The sequence below is a fragment of the Pseudarthrobacter sp. SL88 genome (genome assembly GCF_026672455.1).
Classification (GTDB): Bacteria; Actinomycetota; Actinomycetes; order Actinomycetales; family Micrococcaceae; genus Arthrobacter.
In genome coordinates this window covers 4,077,956-4,093,006 of record NZ_JAPPRD010000001.1, presented here as the reverse complement: position 1 = coordinate 4,093,006, position 15,051 = coordinate 4,077,956, and the positions used below count along the sequence as shown (strand labels likewise).

The following is a 15,051-nucleotide window of genomic DNA, read 5'->3' as shown; positions in this document are numbered from 1 at the left end:
ACAGTACAGCAATTGTTCATTCTGCGCACTAGTGTTCGCCTAGCGAACATCGGCGGCGCGGGACTACCTTTGCGGAAGCCGCGCGGCCAGCTCGGCCGCCGCATCCTGCAGGAGCGATACATGCGCCTTCAGCTCGTCCAGGGTCATCCGGAAGACTGGAGCCGCCGTCGCCAGCGACGCAAAAACATGCCCCTGGCTGTTGAGCAGCGGGACGGCAACGGCACGCATGCCGATCTCGTTTTCCTCGTCCATCACGGCGTAGCCCTGGCGGCGCACCTGGTCGATCTCCCGGCGGAAGGCATCACGGTCCGAGATGGACTTTTCCGTCAGTGGCTCGAGCGGCAGCTCTGCGAGGAGCTTCTCGCGCTCGGCGTCTTCGGCAAAGGCCACCAGGGCTTTGCCGACGGCGGTGGCGGACAGCGAGCCCAGATGGCCAGGGTCGCTGGTCACCCTGAACATCTGCGGGCCGTCCACCTTGTTGACCGTCAGGTGGTGATGGCCGTCCCGGACGCTGAGGATCGTGGCCTCGCCGGTCCGTTCCGTGACCCGGCGAAGGACCGGCATGGCAGCTCCGGCGAAACCGTGATGGTTGGAAACGCGCTGGCCCAGCTGGAAGATCCGCAGGCCCAGATGGTAACGCCGGCCATCCGGCTCGTAGTCCACGAATCCATCGCGGGCGAGGGAACCGAGGAGCCGGTAGGTGGTGCTGAAGGGCAGCTCCGCGCGCCGCGAAATCTCGGCCGCACTGGCCCCGCGCGGCTCATCACCCAAAAGCACCAGCAGGCCAAGGGCCTTGCCCACCATGTCGGTCCGCTCGGCACCTTTCCTGCCCGCACCCTTGGCCGCATCCGGGGATTCGCCCTGCATTTCCGGGGCACCGGCAGGGCCATCCTCGCCCGTCGGATCATCCTGGACATCATCGGCCATTGTGGCTTGATTCACACTCATACATCGATGTTGCCACAATGTGAGAGCTATTTCTAGATGGTGATTATTTTCTTGACAAGTGACACCCCTCACAGTCATCATTGCTGTATCGCACAAGTAGCTCTCACCATGTGGCTACTCGCTCGGGTCTTGAAAGGACTCCGGCCGCATCGCGCCCCGCCCGCACCCAGGCCGCGGCGGCTGCGACTCCTGAACCATCCGCGACAATGTCGTCACACAAAGGAACTCCATGAGCCAGACACTTCCTTCCGCCGGAGCGGGCACCGCCACGCATGCCGGCACCCCCAAGAAGGCCGCTCTCGCCAGCTTCCTGGGCAGCGCCGTCGAATACTACGACTTCTTCATCTTCGGCTCGGCGGCCGCACTGATCTTCCCCACAGTCTTCTTCCCCAGCGCTGACGCCAACGCGGCCATCATGTCCTTCGCCACCTTCGGCTTCGCGTACGTTGCGCGGCCGGTGGGCGCCGTCATCCTGGGCCACTTCGGCGACAGGGTGGGCCGGCAGAAAGTCCTGATGTTCACCCTCGTCCTGATGGGTGCGTCCACCTTCCTCATCGGCTGCCTGCCGGACTTCAACACCGTGGGGTGGTGGGCTCCCGCACTGCTGGTGCTGGCCCGCCTCTGCCAGGGCCTCTCCGCCGCCGGTGAGCAGGCCGGCGCTTCCTCCATGACCTTGGAGCACGCCCCGGACAACCGCCGGTCCTTCTTCACGTCCTGGACCCTGACCGGCACGCAGGGCGGCCAGATCCTCGCGGCCCTGGTGTTCATCCCCGTCCTGGCCCTGCCGGACGAAATCAAGTACGGCATCGGCTGGCGCATCCCGTTCTGGCTCAGCGCAGTGGTGGTTGTGGTGGCGTTCTTCATCCGGCGCACCCTGCACGAGCCGCCCGCCTTCGCGGAAGCCCAGAAGTCCGCCCAGATCTCCAAGCTTCCCGTGGCCGACCTCCTCAAGGGCCACTGGCGCGATGTGCTCCGCGTGATCTGCTGCGCCTTCATCGCCGCCGTATCCACCGTGTTCGGCACCCTCGCCATCAGCTACGCCAAGACCGTGGCCGGCGTGGACGGCACCACCACCCTGTGGCTCGTCGTGGGCGCCAACCTGGTGGCACTGGGCACCCAGCCGCTGTTCGGCATGCTGGCGGACAGGATCGGCCGCAAGCCCGTCTACATCTACGGTGCCCTGGCCAGTGCGGTGCTCACCCCGCTGTTCCTGCTGAGCCTGGAATCCGGCAACGTCCCGCTGATGTTCCTGGCCGCGATCGGTATGTTCTCCTGCGGTTACGCCGCCGCCAACGCCGTATGGCCGTCCTTCTACGCCGAAATGTTCAGCACCAAGGTCCGCTTCTCCGGCCTGGCCATCGGCACCCAGCTGGGCTTCCTGATGGCAGGGTTCGCCCCGGCCATCGTGGCCGCCATGGGTGGCATCAAGCCCGGCGGCTGGGTGCAGATCAGCATCTTCACCGCGGTCATCTGCGTCATCGCTGCTGTTTCTGCCATGACGGCCAAGGAGTCGTACAGGATTCCCACCAAGCAGCTCGGCCTCAAGTAACGTACGTTCCTTCCCGGTTACTGACCGGACAAAGCCCGCCGCCTCCCGCAAAACCCGGAGGCGGCGGGCTTTTCCATGCCACCGGCAGCGGTGGGGTGCCGGTAACTGGGCAGGAGTGCACGACGACGGCCGCAGACCGGGTACCCGGCCGCCGGTCCAGGCTGTGCCCAGGACCTTATGCTGTGGGCGGTCAGGCCTTACCGGTTTCCAGCACGGAAGCCAGATCGAAGTTCACCGGCTCCTCCAGCTGCGCGTACGTGCAGGACTCAGGGTCCCGGTCCGGCCGCCAGCGGTTGAACTGGGCGGTGTGGCGGAACCTCTCGCCTTCCATGTGGTCGTAGCGGACCTCCACCACCAGTTCGGGCCGGAGCGGCACGAAGGACAGGTCCTTGCCGGCGCTCCAGCGGCTGCCCTCGGCGTTGCGGGGTGTCCGTTCCCCTTCCTCCTGCTTCGCCCAGGCCCATGGGTGGTTGTCGAAGTCGGTCACCAGCGGCTGCAGTTCCTGGAAGAGCTCCTGCCGGCGCTTCACCGGGAACGCGCCGATCACGCCCACGCTGGCCAGGCCGCCGTCGTCCTTGTACAGGCCCAGGAGCAGTGACCCGATGACATCCGGGCCGCTCTTGTGCAGCCGGTAGCCGGCCACCACGCAGTCGGCGGTGCGCTCGTGCTTGATCTTGAACATCGTGCGCTTGTCCGGCTCATACGTCCCGTCCAGCCGCTTGGCTACCAAGCCGTCCAGCCCGGCACCTTCAAACTGCTCGAACCACTGCCCTGCGGTGTCCTTGTCTGTGGTCGCTGCGGTGAGGTGGACCGGGGCCTTGCTGGCCGCGAGCGCCTTTTCCAGGGCGGCCCGGCGTTCGGCGAAGGGCCTGCCGGTGTAGTCGTCACCGTCCAGGGCCAGCAGGTCGAAGGCCACGAACGACGCGGGGGTCTGTTCGGCCAGGAGCTTCACCCGGCTGGCGGCGGGGTGGATGCGCTGCTGGAGGGTGTCGAAGTCCAGCCTGTCACCGGAGGCACCAACCAGGATGATTTCGCCGTCCACCACGCAGCGGGGCGGCAGGTTTTCCTTGAGGGCTGCCACGAGTTCGGGGAAGTAGCGGGTCATTGGTTTTTCGTTGCGGCTGCCGATCTCCAGCTCGTCCCCGTCGCGGAAGATGATGGACCGGAAGCCGTCCCACTTAGGCTCGTAACTGAGGCCTCCGCCCTGGGGAATACCGTCGATGCCGCTGACGGCCTTGGCAAGCATGGGCGGGACGGGCGGCATCACGGGAAGTTCCATGTGCCCATTCTTGCCCGGCAAGTGGCGGCGGCGGTACCCCCGGCGGCGTGCGGCGCGGCGCGGCCTTCGCCGGACTCAGCCGGCCAGGAGCCAGACGATCAGGACCAGGACCGGGGCGGCTGCCGCCGTCGAAATGAGGATGGTCTCCCGCGCCACCGCCATTCCCCTGCCGTATCTGCTGGCGAAGAGGAACACATTCTGGGCCGGCGGGAGCGCGGCCATGAGCACCACACCCAGGAGCATGTGCGGTTCCAGATTGAACAGGAAGCGGCCAACGACGTAGGCCACTGCGGGCATTACCGCGGACTTCAGCGCGGTGGCGGTGAGGATTTCAGCCGTGTGCCCGCCGCTGCGGAGCATCCGCGTGCCGCGGAGGGACATCCCGAAGGCCAGCAGCACCACCGGTACCGCCGCACCGCCCAGCAGCGTCAGCGGTGCCATGACCGGTTCGGGCAGCTTCACTCGGAAAGCGGCCAGGACGGCTCCGAGGAGGGTTGCGATGATCATCGGGTTCCGGAAGGGCTGTGTCAGCATCAGCCGCGGCGAGAAGCGGCCTGCGGCGGAGAGGTCCAGGACGGTCAGGACCAGGGGAGCCAGCAGGAGCAGCTGGACCAGCAGCACAGGAGCCACCGGTGTGGCGTCGCCCAGGGCGTACAGGGTGATGGGGATGCCGATGTTGTTGGCGTTGACGTAGGAACTGGCCATGGCACCCACGGCCGTGTCAGCCATGGGGCGGCGGAACCAGATTCGGCTTGCGGCGACGTACAGCAGGGCGGTGACAGTGGCCGTGAGGAGGGCCAGCGGCACATAGGCGGAGAACACCACCGAGATGTCAGATTCCAGCACCACGGTAAAGAGGAGCACCGGGTTGGTGATGAAGAACGCGATCTTCGTCAGCGCGGAGACCGTGTGTTCGTCACCCAGTCCGCACCGCGCGGCCAGGTAGCCCACCGCAATCACGGCGCCGATCACCGCAAGCCCCACCAGCACGCCGCCCATAGGGTACTTCCTTTCCCGTCCCGCGTTACTGCCCCGCGCAGTCCCAGCGGTATTACAAGTACCAAACTTATCGGTCAAGTACTTCCCGCGGTGCATCGCGAGCCCATGTCCTCGACACAGACCGGCCCGGAAGGGTAGACGTTAACGATGGCTACGGTGCGTCCAGCGGAAGAGGGGGACCTGCCCGGCATCCTCGACACCGACCGGCAAAGCGGACGGAATCCTTCGGCGACCTCGGCCCTGGCTGCTGCGCTGGCAGACCCGAACCGGCTCGTCGTGGTCGCGGAATCCGGGGGCGAGGTGGTGGGCTGGGGCAAGACCCACTACTGGGACTATCCGGACGGCCCCGCACCCGCCGGCCACTACCTTGGCGGCGTGACCGTCCGGCCGTCGCAGCGCCGCCAGGGCGTGGGTGCCGCGCTCACGGCGGCCCGGCTCCACTGGATCTGGGACCGCACCCCGGATGCCTGGTACGTGGTGAATGCCGGAAACACCGCATCGATCGGCCTGCACAGCGCGTGGGGCTTCGTCGAAGTGGCCCGCGCTGCGCGGTTTCACACCACCACGTTCGACGGCGGCACGGGACTTCTCCTGCGCGCGCACCGGCCCGGGCGGGGACTCGCGCAGGAACCGGCCTTCCGTCGTCGTGCTTTGTGAAAAAATCAACCATGCGCGCCATGCAACACTCCAGCAAACTCCAGAACGTCCGGTACGAACTCCGCGGACCCATCCTCCAGGCAGCCAAGAACATGGAGGCCGAGGGGCACCGGATCCTGAAGATGAACCTGGGCGATACTGCCCCGTTCGGCCTGGAGACTCCCGAGTCCGTGGTGGTGGACATGATCCACCACCTGCGGGGCGCCCAGGGGTACAGCGATTCGAAGGGGATCTTCTCCGCCCGGACGGCGATCTCGCAGTATTACCAGACCCGCGGCCTCATGAACATCGGCGTGGAGGACATCTTCATCGGCAACGGCGTCAGCGAGCTGATTTCCATGTGCCTGCAGGCCTTCATGGAGAACGGCGACGAGATCCTGGTGCCCGCACCGGACTACCCGCTCTGGACCGCCGCCGTGACGCTGACCGGCGGCACGCCGGTCCACTACCTCTGCGACGAGGCCGATAACTGGTGGCCCAACATGGCCGACGTCGAAGCCAGGATCACCAGCCGTACCAAGGGCATCGTGATCATCAACCCGAACAACCCCACCGGTGCCGTCTACCCGCGCCGCATCCTGGAGCAGTTCGCCGACCTCGCCCGCAAGCACAACCTGGTCCTGTTCTCCGACGAGATCTACGAGAAAGTCCTCTACGGGGACGCCGTGCACATCCACACCGCGGCCGTGGCCGAGGACGTGTGCTGCCTGACCTTCAGCGGACTCTCCAAGGCCTACCGGATGCCCGGCTACCGGGCCGGCTGGGTGGCGGTTACCGGACCCCTCGCAGCAACCGCCGCCTACCGGGAAGGCCTGGAACTGCTCGCCTCCCTGCGCCTGTGCCCCAACGTCCCGGCCCAGCATGCCATCCAGACCTGCCTGGGCGGATACCAGAGCATCGAAGCCCTGGTGCGGCCCGGCGGCCGGCTCCGTGAGCAGCGCGACCTCGCCTACAAACTGCTGACCGCCATCCCGGGCATCACCTGCGTCCCCGCGGGAGGGGCCATGTACCTGTTCCCGCGCCTGGACCCGGAACTGTACCCCATCGCCAGCGACGAGCAGTTCGTCATCGACCTGCTCAAGGACCAGAAGATCCTGGTGTCCCACGGCACGGCCTTCAACTGGCCCACCCCGGACCATTTCCGCTTCGTGATCCTCCCCTCCGTCCTGGACATCGAGGAAGCGGTCCGCCGGATTTCGACGTTCCTGGCGAGCTACCGCAACCGCGAAGCGGCGTAAAGGCAGGGGGTCAGGGACGGCCCTTGGCCCTTGCGGCCTCGACCAGCCGTTCCGCCTCAGCCACGATCAGCCCCTGCATCGGCGGCGGGATGGCCGCCCCGCGCCGGCCGCTGCCCTCTTCATCCCGGATTCCTACGGCCAGGGCGCTCATCAGGTCCGCATCCTCGGGGGTTGCCAGGTCGCTGCCGATGAGCTGGACCAGCACTTTCAGTCCCGCGAGTCTGCGTTGCGGGTCACGGCCGTCCAAGGCAGCATCAATAGCCCACTGTGCCCGTTTCCACCATTGGTCCCGGCGATCGGCCCTGTCCCGCTGCCGGTATGCCAGGTAGGCAACAAGGACGACGCCGAACGTCGCCAGGGGCGCCAGCGACGCCGCCCCGAGCACCACGGCCCAGATCCCCTGCAGAATCTCCATGGCACCACCATAGGCGTGGCCCGGACATTTACGGGCCCGGCGCCAAGAACTAACCGGCAGCTAACCGCGGGGAAACGGGGACGCAACATTCGCAGCCCACACTGGTGAATGCAGGCAAGAGCCGGCACCAGCTCCAGCCAGGAGGCCCCGATGTTGAAGAAGGCGACTACGCATGTAACCAGAGTCCGCACCCTGGACCAGCTCCACCGCGGTGACGAAATCGAAGCCCGGCTGTCCGTGGGGCCCTCCTACGACGATGTGGTGATCCGCCGCGGCAGCGTCCAGGAAACAGCGCCAGGAATCGGCGTCGTCTGGATCCTGGACCGGATCACGGGCCTCCGCAAAGCCATCAATACGGACGAGTGCACGGTCTGGCGCGTCGCTTGACCCATTTTTTGACGCACGACGGCGGCACACCAGTGGCGCGGCATCGGGCGCAGTCAGTAAGGACTGCCCGCAGCCGCGGCGGGAACCGTCAGCCGCCGGCCACCGACTGGATCACCAGCACCTCCTGGCCCGGGGAAACTTCGGTATCCAGCCCCTGCAGGCGCCGTACCTCGTCACCGTCCACGTAGACGTTCACGAACCGGCGCAGCGCACCTGTTTCATCCCGGAGCCGCCGGGCGAGCACAGCGAACCCGGCAGTAACCGAATCGAGGAGCTGCCCCACGGTCACCGGCCCGTCGGCGGGCGCAGTCAGCACGGACTGCCCGCCGGCCAGTGGCTGGAGGACACTGGGGAGCACCACCGTAATGTCAGGCACCGGCCACCACTGCCGCCCGGACACACAGGACGTCGGGAAGGTGCGCGATCACCTCTGAGAACGTTTCTCCCTCGTCTGCGCTTGCATACACCGTTCCGCCGCGGGTGCCGAAGTACACCCCGGCCGGCTCGGCGGTATCCACCGACGCAGCGTCCCGCAGCACACTGTTGTATTCCTTGCCCGGCAGGCCGTTGCTGAGCCGCTTCCACGAACTTCCGGCGTCGTCCGTCCGGTGGACGGCAAGTTCCCCGTCCGGAGGGATGCGTTCGCCGTCGGCTTTCAGCGGAACCACCCAGGCCGTTCCTTCCCGGCGGGGGTGCGTCAGCATGACGAATCCGAAATCCGCCGGCAGGCCATCGGCGATCGACGTCCAGGTGTCCGCATTGTCGTCCGTGCGGTACACGCCGTGATGGTTCTGGGCGTACAGTCGGCCTTCCACGGCGGAATCAGCCGCGATCTTGTGGACGCACTGGCCAAACTCTGGGTTGGGGTCCGGCATGAAGTACGCCGAGATCCCCTTGTTGCGGGGCTCCCAGGAGGTGCCGCCGTCGAGCGAGCGGTAAACGCCGCCGGTGCTCATGGCGACGTGCACCGTGTCCCCGGCGGGATCGACGACGATGGAGTGTGCCGCCGCACCGCCGTAGCCGGCGCCCCAGTCGCTGCGGTGCGGGTGGTCCCAGAGGCCGCGGTTCAATTCGAAGTGTTCACCGCCGTCCGTGGATTTCCATACGGAGATGGGTTCGGCGCCGGCCCACACCACGCCCGGCCGGGACTCTGCGTCAGGGTAGATCTGCCAGACGCGTTCCACGGCGGCCCCGGTGTTCTCGGGAAACCTGATGGCCCCCTGTTCGGGTTCGGACCAGGTTGCGCCCAGGTCGTCCGAGTGGGCCACGGTGGGTCCCCAGTGTTCGCTGCGGACTCCCACCATGATCCGGGTGCGGCCACCCCTGGTGTCGATCCCGACGCTGGGAATCTCCGCCATCAGGAAGTGGGGGCCGGTGAAGGACCATTCGCGCCTGTCCTGGCTGGTGGCCAGCCACAGGCCTTTCTTGGTCCCGATCGCTAAGACAAAATTCTCTGCGGTTGCCATGCCCACCATGCAACCACCGCCGTGTTCAGGCTGCAACGGTTTTGGAGGCACGGAAAAGGGAAGGGCCGTCCAGCCAGCTGCCTAATCGACGAACTCGGACTGGGTTTCGATGAAGTCCCAGTCGGCGGCCGTCAGCACGGCTGCAGGGTTATCCGGGTGCGGTCCGCCGGCTTCGGCGATGCCCTGGAGCACCGGCAAGGGCAGCTCACCCGTCCGAAGGTTCTCCCGGAGCCATTCCTTGCTGTCCAGGTCAAGGTCCAGCCACCACATGAAAATTTCCATGCCAGATCCACCCGCCTTTCTTTGAATTCAACGTTAGGCGCGGGCGAATTCCGGGACAAGGCTCCGCCCTCCCCCGCAGGTAGTTGCGGGCAAAGATCGGGTACCGGCAAGTGACCCGGCCGCCGGCGGGTCCGGAAAAGACGAGTACACCCTACTGAGGACCTGCCCCGGGCGCCGCCCCTAGCCTGAAAACTCAAGCAAGCTGACCGTGCTGCTGGGGCATACGGGCGCCACCGCTGGCCTTTCCCCGCCATGGTCCGTTTCACGACAAAAATTGGGGAGATAACAATGAAACGCACCATTGGAACACTCGGCGCCGTGGGCCTGGCGGCACTCGTTGTCGCCGCCCCCGCCGTGGCCGACCGCGGCTGGAGCGATGACGCTAAGATCATCATCTGCCACGCGGGCTCGGGCTCGAATGCCAAGCACTACACGGTGAACTCGGTTCCGGTCCCGTCGTTGAACGGGCATGGCCATCACGGCAACGACATCATTCCGCCCAACGACGGCCTGAAGTACGGGCAGAACTGGGACGCTGCGGGGCAGGCGATCTACAACAACGGCTGTGCTGCGGCGCCTCCCGTCGACAACCCACCCGTGGACAACCCGCCGGTCGACAACCCGCCCGTGGATAACCCACCGGTCGACAACCCACCCGTGGACAATCCTCCTGTAGATAATCCGCCGGTCGATAACCCACCCGTGGACAACCCGCCGGTCGACAACCCACCCGTCGTCAATCCACCCGTGGACAGCCCACCGGCGGTCATCCCGCCGGCGGTGACGCCCGTTGTCCCGCCCGCCGCAGCTCCGGCAGTGGTGACTCCGGTGGTGCCCGCCCAGCCCGCAGCCACCCAGGTGCAGCCGGCAACGGGAGCATTGGCCGCTGCACCCGTCAGCAGGGGAACCAACCAGGGCTTCAACGCCCAGACCGCCGTCGGCGGCAACCCGGCCTCACCCGCCTGGCTGGGTGGCATCGGCGCATTGGTCGCCGCCGGAGCTGCCGTGGCCATCCGCCGCCGGTCGGCTTCCTCACCGACGGCCCCCTGACGCCGTCGTCAACGCCGCAACCCTGCGGCCCCTGACAAGGAAGGCGTTCCGCCAGTGCCCGGCGGGACGCCTTCCTTCCTACCCCCCCAGCGACCCAGCGGAGGAACGCCATGGCCGAGGAGAACAGCCGCCGCGCGGGGCGGCCAAGGCGGCCTTGGCGTCGCCTGAACCGCGCTGACCTGGCGATCCTCCTGTGCGGCGTCACGGCGGCCATGGGCATCACGTTCGGCGGCCCGCTCCTGCAGCAGGGCCAGCCTCCCGCCGTCGTCAACGCCGTGGCGGCCGCTCCGGCCACCGCCGAACCCGTCCCTTCCGCCACTCCCGCATCTGCTGCCGCGTCCAGCGGTACGACGCCGGCACTTGGCACGCCTGCCACAGGGATGCCGGAGCAGGCGGCACCGGAGCCTGGACTCCCTGAAGCGGCGGCCCCGGTCCGCATCAGTTACCCGTCCGCCGATCTCGACGTTCCGGTCCACCCGCTGGAACCTGATTCCGCCGCGGCTGCCAGCCAGACCATCGTTCCGCCGGAAACCAAAGACGCTTATTGGCTGACGCCCTACGGAACACCCGGCAGCAACTCCGCCAACACCACGTACGTCATCGGCCACAGCTGGGACGGCGCGGACGCCCCCTTCAACCACCTGAGTTCAGCGGCCCGCGTGGGCGACACGTTCACCGTGGAGACCGGCACGGGAGCCATCCCTTACCGGGTGGACAGCGTGACCACCTACGTGAAGGCCAGCCTCAAGGACAGCCCCATCTGGGACATGGTCCCCAACAGGGTGGTCCTCATCAGCTGCTACACGCAGGATCCGTGGGGGAAGAACGTGGTGGTCACCGCCTCTCCCGCGGTTCCCTGAGAAGGGCCGGCGGGACCTGTTCACCTGCCGCATCCCGGGCGGACAATGGGCTATGACATCGGAACGGTTCAGCGGCACCGCCCCGCTGCTGGTGGGCATCATGCCGAAGCAGCACCCGGAAGTCCTCCACACCGCTGCCAGCCTGGCCGCCCGGCTGGGCCAGCCCCTGGTCTGCGCGTATGTGGACGAGGCCAGCTACCTGGTGGAATGGGACCCGGCACGCTCCGCCCACCGGCTTTCCCTTCATCCGGACGCCGACGACGAGGACATCCGCGCCCTGACCACCGGGCTGAAGGCGGACATCATGGCAGCTGTGGATAAGGTCCCTGCCGGCAGCGAAACGGTGGCATGGACGCTGCGCACGCTCGCCGGGGATCCCGCGCGGGCGCTGGCCCGGCTGGCCGCCGAAACCAATGCGCCCATGATCGTGGTGGGCACCTCGGAACGGGGATTCTCGCACCGGCTTTCGGAGGCACTCAACGGGTCCGTGGGTGCCTGGCTCAGCCACCACCAGAGCCTGCCGGTACTGGTGGTTCCGTACAGGATGCCCGCACACCAGGACAGCTGAAATCACCGCAGCCAGCGGGGAATGGGGCGTAAAAGCGCATCAAAGTGGGCATCAAACGGGGCCCGATAAATAAAGCGAAAGTAATTATTCCGGGTGCTGGCGGAGTCCCCTACCAGACAGTAAGCTGAGTCAAGCAGGCCGGTTCCGCGAAGAGTGGATGCCGGGTTTGCCCAAGAGCTGCTCCGGAGTGCGTATCCCCCAATAACGCACTCCGGAGCTTTTTTGTGCCCTGGACGTGTCCGCCCCGTATACCCCCAGGGGGTACTTGCGCCTATACCCCGTTGGGGTATAGGTTGATGCCATGGACGCCACTGAAGAAGCAGAAGCTGCGCCGCCCACGGAGCGGGCACAGGAGCAGGCGCAGCATGCACCGGAGCACGGGTACACGGCTAACAAAGACGCCTACCTGCGCCGTCTCAAACGCATTGAAGGCCAGGTCCGGGGCATCGCGCGGATGGTGGACGAGGACAAGTACTGCATCGACATCCTCACCCAGGTTTCCGCCGTCACCAAGGCCCTGCACGCAGTCAGCCTGGGGTTGGTGGAAGAGCACATCGGCCACTGCGTGGTGGGCGCCGCTGCTGAGCCGGACCCGGAAGCACGCGCCGAGGCCATCGATGCCAAAGTCAAAGAAGCTGCGGAAGCCATCGGCCGCCTGCTCCGCTGACGGCCAGCAAATTTTTCACGCCCCGATCCACTACCCATACCGGCCACCCGCCGGACGCTACGAAGGAGCAGCCATGAGCACCACCTCCCCCACCACCACGAAAGTCAGCGTCTCCGGCATGACCTGCGGCCACTGCATTTCCGCCGTCAGCGAGGAGCTCGAATCCCTCACCGGCGTCGAAGCTGTGGACGTGGACCTCAACGCCGGCGGCATTTCCACCGTCACCATCACCTCCACGGGCAAACTGTCACCCTCCGAAATCGGAGAAGCCGTGGCCGAGGCCGGTTACCTTGTCGTCGCCAACGAAGCGTAGGACCCCCGCACACCGCACCAAACCTGAGAGGACGGCATGGGCCACCAGGAACTGCTGCAACCGCCCGGCACCCGCGTGGTGGAACTGGATATCGAGGGCATGACCTGCGCGTCCTGCGTCAATCGGGTGGAGAAGAAGCTCGGCAAACTGGAGGGCGTAGCGGCCTCGGTCAACCTCCCCCTGGAATCCGCCCACGTCACGGCACCGGAGGGGATCTCCGACGAACAGCTGGTGGCTACCGTCAGCGCCGCCGGCTACACCGCCACGGTGCGTATCCCGCCGGCCCCCGCGGACACCGGCGGACCGGATGAGGGTGGCACGGACCAGGACAGTCACATGGCGCACGGCGGCACGGCCTCGCAGCTGCGCCCGCGCCTGGTCCTGGCCGCCATCCTCACGGTTCCCGTATTCCTGGTATCCATGGTGCCTGCGTTCCATTTTCCACACTGGGGCTGGGCGGCAGGAGTCCTCGCGCTGCCGGTAGTCACGTGGGCGGCCTGGCCGTTTCACCGGGCCGCGGCCGTCAATGCCCGGCACATGGCCTCCACCATGGACACGCTGGTCTCCATCGGCGTGACGGCAGCCTACCTGTTCTCGGCCTGGCAGCTGGCAGCCGATCCACGGATGACAGAGCACCCGGGCATGGAAGGCATGGACGCGGGCGGCCTCTACTTTGAGGTGGCAGCAGTGGTCACCACCTTCCTGCTGCTGGGCCGCTACCTGGAGGCCAACGCCAAGCAGAAGGCCGGGAATGCCCTCAAGGCCCTCCTCAACCTGGGTGCAAAGGACGCCGCAGTCCTTCGCGAGGGGGTGGAATATCGGGTTCCCGCGGACCGGCTCCTGGTGGGGAATGTCCTGGTGGTCCGTCCGGGCGAAAAAATCGCCACCGATGGCGTGGTCCTCGATGGGACCTCGGCCGTGGACGCCTCCCTGGTGACCGGCGAGTCGGTGCCCGTGGAGGTGGGCCCTGGCAGCAAGGTCACCGGCGCCACCATTAACACCTCGGGCAGGCTGCTGGTCCGGGCAACCCGCGTGGGCGCCGAGACCACCCTCGCGCAGATGGCCCGTCTGGTTTCGCAGGCGCAGACCGGCAAGGCCCCCATCGCCCGCCTGGCGGACCGCATCAGCGCCGTCTTCGTCCCGGTGGTGCTGGCCATTGCCGCGGCGACGTTCCTGCTGTGGCTTCTTGCGGCCGGCCCGGATGCCGACGGCGCCGGGTTGCGCCAGGCTTTCACCGCCGCTGTCGCCGTGCTGGTAATTGCCTGCCCGTGCGCCCTTGGCCTCGCCACGCCGGTGGGGCTCCTGACGGGCAGCGGGCGCGGGGCCCAGCTTGGCATCCTCATCAAGGGGCCGCAGGTCCTGGAAGACACCCGCACGGTGGACACCATCCTGCTGGACAAGACGGGCACCGTGACCACCGGCGTACTGGCGGTCGGCTCCACCACCGCGTTCGGCCCCTTCGATGAGCAGCAGGTGCTGCGGCTCGCGGGGGCGGTGGAGGCGGCATCGGAACACCCTGTGGCACGGGCCGTTGCGGCGGCGGCCAAGGGGATCGTTCCGGCCCGCCCCGGCAGTGCAGTGGACGACGACGGCCGCCTGCCCGGCGTCGACGGCTTCCGTTCCGCGCCGGGCGGCGGCGTCACCGGAACCGTTGAGGGCCGGCAGGTCCTGGCCGGACGCACCGGCTGGCTCGGGGAGAACGGCATCGAGCCGTCCCCGGCGCAGCTGGAGGCTTTGGCGGAAGCGGAGGCGGCGGGCGCCACGGCTGTCTGGGTGGCCGTGGACGGCGTCCCCGCAGGAATCATCAGCCTTCGGGACACGGTCAAGGACGGCTCTGCCGCTGCTGTGGCGCGGCTGAAGGACCTTGGCCTGCGCCCCATCCTGCTGACCGGGGACAACGCCGCCGTAGCCGCCCAGGTGGCAGCCGCCGTCGGGATTCCCCCTGCCGATGTGTATGCGGGAGTGTTGCCGGAAGGCAAGGTGGAGGCCGTGCGCACGCTGCAGGCCGCGGGAGCAACAGTGGCCATGGCCGGCGACGGCGTGAACGACGCCGCCGCCCTCGCACAGGCGGACCTGGGGATCGCGATGGGGTCCGGAACGGATGTGGCCATCGAGGCCGCCGATCTCACGGTGATGGGCAACGACCTTGCCCAGGTGCCGCAGGCCATCGAACTGTCCCGCAGGACCCTGGCCACCATCAAGACGAACCTGTTCTGGGCTTTCTTCTACAACGCCGTCGGGATCCCGGTGGCCGCGCTCGGCCTGCTCAACCCCATGATCGCCGGCGCTGCCATGGCCGCCAGTTCAGTGCTGGTGGTGGCCAACTCGCTGCGGCTCCGGAGCTTCGGAAAGTAGCGGATCCCTTGCAGGCGC

At 67.3% G+C, this 15,051-nt stretch carries 17 protein-coding genes; 10 read left to right on the top strand and 7 right to left on the bottom strand.

Annotated elements, in window-relative coordinates:
- Nucleotides 1–63: 63 nt before the first annotated feature.
- A complete protein-coding gene (locus OVA06_RS18630; protein WP_268160852.1) occupies nt 64–867 on the bottom strand; it encodes an IclR family transcriptional regulator in 804 nt (267 codons plus the stop codon).
- 310 nt (nt 868–1,177) lie between these two features.
- On the opposite strand from OVA06_RS18630, the gene OVA06_RS18625 reads away from it, so the two are divergent.
- Entirely contained in the window at nt 1,178–2,497 is a 1,320-nt protein-coding gene (locus OVA06_RS18625) for an MFS transporter (protein ID WP_268160365.1), read from the top strand.
- Between the two features lie 190 nt (nt 2,498–2,687).
- Here OVA06_RS18625 and OVA06_RS18620 read toward each other — a convergent pair whose 3' ends face one another.
- Together OVA06_RS18620 and OVA06_RS18615 are read right to left on the bottom strand one after the other, a co-directional pair.
- The gene (locus OVA06_RS18620; protein WP_268160363.1) at nt 2,688–3,776 is read right to left on the bottom strand and encodes an ATP-dependent DNA ligase; all 1,089 of its coding nucleotides are present in this window, start codon (nt 3,774–3,776) and stop codon (nt 2,688–2,690) included.
- A gap of 75 nt (nt 3,777–3,851) precedes the next feature.
- Nucleotides 3,852–4,775: an AEC family transporter gene (locus OVA06_RS18615; protein ID WP_268160361.1), complete on the bottom strand. Its 924-nt coding sequence runs from the start codon at nt 4,773–4,775 to the stop codon at nt 3,852–3,854.
- 147 nt (nt 4,776–4,922) lie between these two features.
- Here OVA06_RS18615 and OVA06_RS18610 point away from each other — a divergent pair, with 147 nt between their 5' ends.
- Nucleotides 4,923–5,432 carry a GNAT family N-acetyltransferase gene (locus tag OVA06_RS18610; RefSeq protein WP_268160359.1) on the top strand — a complete coding sequence of 170 codons (510 nt, stop codon included), beginning with the start codon at nt 4,923–4,925 and terminating at the stop codon, nt 5,430–5,432.
- A gap of 11 nt (nt 5,433–5,443) precedes the next feature.
- A complete protein-coding gene (locus OVA06_RS18605) occupies nt 5,444–6,670 on the top strand; it encodes a pyridoxal phosphate-dependent aminotransferase (protein ID WP_268160357.1) in 1,227 nt (408 codons plus the stop codon).
- Between the two features lie 10 nt (nt 6,671–6,680).
- Here OVA06_RS18605 and OVA06_RS18600 read toward each other — a convergent pair whose 3' ends face one another.
- Nucleotides 6,681–7,085 (bottom strand): hypothetical protein, encoded by a 405-nt coding sequence (locus OVA06_RS18600; protein WP_268160355.1) that lies wholly within the window; start codon nt 7,083–7,085, stop codon nt 6,681–6,683.
- A gap of 150 nt (nt 7,086–7,235) precedes the next feature.
- Here OVA06_RS18600 and OVA06_RS18595 point away from each other — a divergent pair, with 150 nt between their 5' ends.
- A complete protein-coding gene (locus OVA06_RS18595) occupies nt 7,236–7,472 on the top strand; it encodes a hypothetical protein (RefSeq protein WP_261618941.1) in 237 nt (78 codons plus the stop codon).
- A gap of 88 nt (nt 7,473–7,560) precedes the next feature.
- Here OVA06_RS18595 and OVA06_RS18590 read toward each other — a convergent pair whose 3' ends face one another.
- The 3 genes from OVA06_RS18590 to OVA06_RS18580 all read right to left on the bottom strand — a co-directional run bounded on the left by OVA06_RS18590 (nt 7,561) and on the right by OVA06_RS18580 (nt 9,220).
- Nucleotides 7,561–7,848, bottom strand: coding sequence for a MoaD/ThiS family protein (locus OVA06_RS18590; protein ID WP_015939011.1), 288 nt, complete (start codon nt 7,846–7,848; stop codon nt 7,561–7,563).
- Nucleotides 7,841–8,947: a WD40/YVTN/BNR-like repeat-containing protein gene (locus tag OVA06_RS18585; RefSeq protein WP_268160352.1), complete on the bottom strand. Its 1,107-nt coding sequence runs from the start codon at nt 8,945–8,947 to the stop codon at nt 7,841–7,843. The genes OVA06_RS18590 and OVA06_RS18585 overlap by 8 nt, the downstream gene beginning before the upstream one ends.
- A 72-nt stretch (nt 8,948–9,019) precedes the next feature.
- Nucleotides 9,020–9,220 (bottom strand): hypothetical protein, encoded by a 201-nt coding sequence (locus OVA06_RS18580; protein WP_056080394.1) that lies wholly within the window; start codon nt 9,218–9,220, stop codon nt 9,020–9,022.
- A gap of 288 nt (nt 9,221–9,508) precedes the next feature.
- On the opposite strand from OVA06_RS18580, the gene OVA06_RS18575 reads away from it, so the two are divergent.
- The 6 genes from OVA06_RS18575 (at nt 9,509) to OVA06_RS18550 (ending at nt 15,033) form a co-directional block, all read left to right on the top strand.
- Entirely contained in the window at nt 9,509–10,270 is a 762-nt protein-coding gene (locus OVA06_RS18575) for a hypothetical protein (RefSeq protein ID WP_268160350.1), read from the top strand.
- A gap of 110 nt (nt 10,271–10,380) precedes the next feature.
- On the top strand, nt 10,381–11,130 hold the full coding sequence (locus OVA06_RS18570; RefSeq protein ID WP_268160349.1) for a class F sortase: 750 nt from the start codon (nt 10,381–10,383) through the stop codon (nt 11,128–11,130).
- 52 nt (nt 11,131–11,182) lie between these two features.
- Nucleotides 11,183–11,698: a universal stress protein gene (locus tag OVA06_RS18565; RefSeq protein WP_056080389.1), complete on the top strand. Its 516-nt coding sequence runs from the start codon at nt 11,183–11,185 to the stop codon at nt 11,696–11,698.
- A 301-nt stretch (nt 11,699–11,999) separates the two neighbouring features.
- On the top strand, nt 12,000–12,365 hold the full coding sequence (locus tag OVA06_RS18560) for a metal-sensitive transcriptional regulator (RefSeq protein WP_056080386.1): 366 nt from the start codon (nt 12,000–12,002) through the stop codon (nt 12,363–12,365).
- Between the two features lie 73 nt (nt 12,366–12,438).
- A complete protein-coding gene (locus OVA06_RS18555) occupies nt 12,439–12,678 on the top strand; it encodes a heavy-metal-associated domain-containing protein (RefSeq protein WP_056080383.1) in 240 nt (79 codons plus the stop codon).
- A 36-nt stretch (nt 12,679–12,714) separates the two neighbouring features.
- A complete protein-coding gene (locus OVA06_RS18550) occupies nt 12,715–15,033 on the top strand; it encodes a heavy metal translocating P-type ATPase (RefSeq protein ID WP_268160347.1) in 2,319 nt (772 codons plus the stop codon).
- Nucleotides 15,034–15,051: the final 18 nt, after the last annotated feature.